Source organism: Catonella sp., assembly GCF_052169795.1.
GTDB lineage: Bacteria > Bacillota > Clostridia > Lachnospirales > Lachnospiraceae > Catonella.
Genome location: NZ_JBQNBU010000156.1, coordinates 1 through 3,059, shown reverse-complemented (window position 1 = coordinate 3,059; position 3,059 = coordinate 1). Strand labels below are relative to the sequence as shown.

The 3,059-nt window shown below is 26.2% G+C and carries 4 protein-coding genes; all 4 read left to right on the top strand.

The window, feature by feature from the left end:
• Nucleotides 1–12 precede the first annotated feature (12 nt).
• Nucleotides 13–882, top strand: coding sequence for an ABC transporter ATP-binding protein (locus ACTTKP_RS11900; protein WP_442554103.1), 870 nt, complete (start codon nucleotides 13–15; stop codon nucleotides 880–882).
• Entirely contained in the window at nucleotides 875–1,945 is a 1,071-nt protein-coding gene (locus ACTTKP_RS11895) for a CHASE3 domain-containing protein (RefSeq protein ID WP_442554102.1), read from the top strand. Before ACTTKP_RS11900 ends, ACTTKP_RS11895 begins: the two co-directional genes overlap by 8 nt.
• Complete coding sequence (locus ACTTKP_RS11890; protein WP_442554101.1) at nucleotides 1,938–2,573, top strand: hypothetical protein; 636 nt, start codon at nucleotides 1,938–1,940, stop codon at nucleotides 2,571–2,573. Before ACTTKP_RS11895 ends, ACTTKP_RS11890 begins: the two co-directional genes overlap by 8 nt.
• Nucleotides 2,570–3,059 (top strand): radical SAM protein (locus ACTTKP_RS11885; RefSeq protein ID WP_442554100.1); only part of this gene is annotated, 490 nt, incomplete at its 3' end. The genes ACTTKP_RS11890 and ACTTKP_RS11885, both read left to right, overlap by 4 nt.

Here is a 3,059-nt window from a genome sequence, read left to right as displayed (position 1 = left end):
TAGGAGGAATATATGATAGAACTAAAAAATATAACTAAGCAATATAAAAATAAATTAGCTCTGAATGATGTAAACCTAAATTTGAATAAAGGTGTGATAGGACTTATTGGACCTAACGGGGCAGGTAAAACTACTTTAATAAGGATTATATGTACTATAGTTCGTCAGTCTAAAGGGGAAATAATATATAAAAATGAAATAATAGAAGAAAATAACCTAAGAGTTCTTAGAGATGTCATAGGGTATATGCCTCAAGAACTTTCATTTTACGAAAGTATGACTATTTACCAATACTTAGATTATTTTGCAACTATTGATGGAATAGAAAAAGAAGAAAGAAAGAAACGAGTTGAAAATTTAATTATTGATGTTGAATTGGAAGATAAAAAGAATACAAAATTAAAACATTTATCTGGAGGGATGAGAAGAAGAGTTGGATTATGCCAGGCTTTATTAAGAAATCCACAAATCCTTGTTTTAGACGAACCAACTGTTGGATTGGATCCAGAACAAAGGAAAACTATGAGAAAAATAATCTATGAATATGGACAAGAACATTGTGTTCTTATATCGACTCATTTAACAGAAGATATTGAAAGCATTTCGGATCGTGTGATTTTATTAGAAAAAGGGCAGTTAATTGAAGATACGACTGTATCTGAAATGCTCGATAGAGCCAAGGGACATATATTTAGTTGTGAAAAGGATTCATCTTTTAAAGAGATGAAAAATGAATATGTTATCAGCGAAAAAATTTACAGGGGAAAACCATTAGTGAGATTTTTTAGTAAAGGAAAGCCACTATACATAAATTGTATAGAAGAAGTGCCAAACTTAGAAGATGCCTATTTGTATTTAAGAGGAGTTGATAGATATGAGTAAAACGATTGGAAGCGGCAATAAGTTTATACTTATCATTTTTTTAATTGGTGTATCCTTATTGACATTCATGAATGTTCACAGTTATAAGAATTATACCAAAGCATTATCAGCGGATGAATATAATGAAGTCTATATGCAGGATGCGGAGGACGGCATTTTTGGATCAAGTAATGCAAATATGCTATTACCTTTTAAAGATGAACAAGAACATATGAATCAGGCAATAGATAATTTAAAAAAATATTTAAAAGATAGTAGTGAAAACGGGAATATAGAAAAAAGTCAAGAAAAGAACGTTATTGAAAAAATAGAGCATAAATTAGCAAATAATGAAAATCTAACTGTTAATGAAGTAGAAAGTATAGTTGAAACAAATACAGGAATGACAGGAATATTTTCCTATATATTTTATGATACTGTTGGCAAGAATGCCAACTTAGAACAATACAATCAGTATGTAATTGATAATGTTGAGAAACAGGGTAAAAAACATTTTTTCTACAAATATACTGAATTCTTCTTACTATACTTAGTGATGATGATGATTATTTATGTTCCTTTTAGATTTCACGATTATAGCAATAAAAACTACATAGAACTATACAAATATAGAAATCAATTGACCATAAAAAATCTATCAAAAGATATATTACCAACCATTGGTATGATAGCACTTTTCATTACTATAAATAATATTTTTTATTTTATATTTGCTCAAACGGAATATCGGGATTTTTTATATGCGTTTATCTATCCATATATTAGTTTAGTGCCAATTATTTTTATAATTTCCTATAGTGTATTTTTAAATATTATTACCCAAAGATGGTTTATATCAAGTGTTTTTACAGCAGCCTTATTGTTATATAGTAATATGCCTATGAAAAATGGATCATTCGTGAAATGGATAGTAAAACCCTTTTCGATATTGGTAAGGTATTCTTCTAGTTTCTGGGGAGATTTCTACTTGCCATACTTATATGAAAATTTAGGATTACTTTTTATATTCAGTTTGGTTTTCATAATGCTGGCTTCTAAGAAAATGAGGAAAATAAATGCTTGATAGAATAAAAATTGAAATAAAATTATTAAATAGTTATGGAATATATATGGGATTGTTTATTTTTTTAATTATTATATCAATTTTATATAAAGAAGTATTAGGAATAAAAGCGATGGAAGTATTAAGACCATATATTAGTATATACTGTATTATTGCTATTACATATGTTTCTACAATAAGAAATAAGAATGTTAGAGAACAGGAACTTTTGTGTAAAAAAGGATTTGTCATGAAAGATACTGTTTTAGTAATTTCATTATTGCTACCTTTTCTTATTATCATATTCTTGTTTCAAATTGTTATTCGTAAAATCTATATGAGTAATGATATGAATATTGTAAAGGATTTTTATTATAATTTTGTTACAGTATTTTTCTTTTTAGCTACTAATATGTTTCTATCAAAGATTGTTAAAAACAAATGGATAGGAGCAACCTTATCATTTATATATTGTATGTATTCGATTATAAGGGGATTAAGAGTTGCTATCATATATAAGATATTTGAAATAATTGAAAACGATGATAAAATAATATCACTGTTTTTTGTTGTTATATCTGTTGGCATGATAATTATTATTGAATATCTAAATAGTAATTTCAAATATTTGAAAGAGGTGGATAGATGAATTTGACAGTATATTTTACTAATCAATGTAATTTAGAATGCAAGTATTGTTATGAAGAACACAAACAACTCAACACTAATATGAATATTGATACTATTGATAATATGATTATATTTATTGAAAAAGAATGTCTTAAGTCTGATAAGGAATCTGTAGTTCAAATGAAAATTCATGGTGGTGAACCTTTGTTAAATTATAAAAATATTAGATATATGTTAAATAAAATCAAAGAGAATAGTATTTTTTCAAATAATATATCTTATGAAATCACTACAAATTTAACAGTTTTAAATGAAGAGATTATAGATATAATGTCACAAATGAGTAGGATTTATGTTAGTATTGATGGAGATAATATTTCTCATGATAAAAATAGAGTATTTAAAAATAACGAAGGTTCATATGATGTAGTTGTTAAAAACATTAAGATACTATTGAAATATAGGCCGGATTTAGTGGCTAGAGTTACTATTTCAAAAAATACTA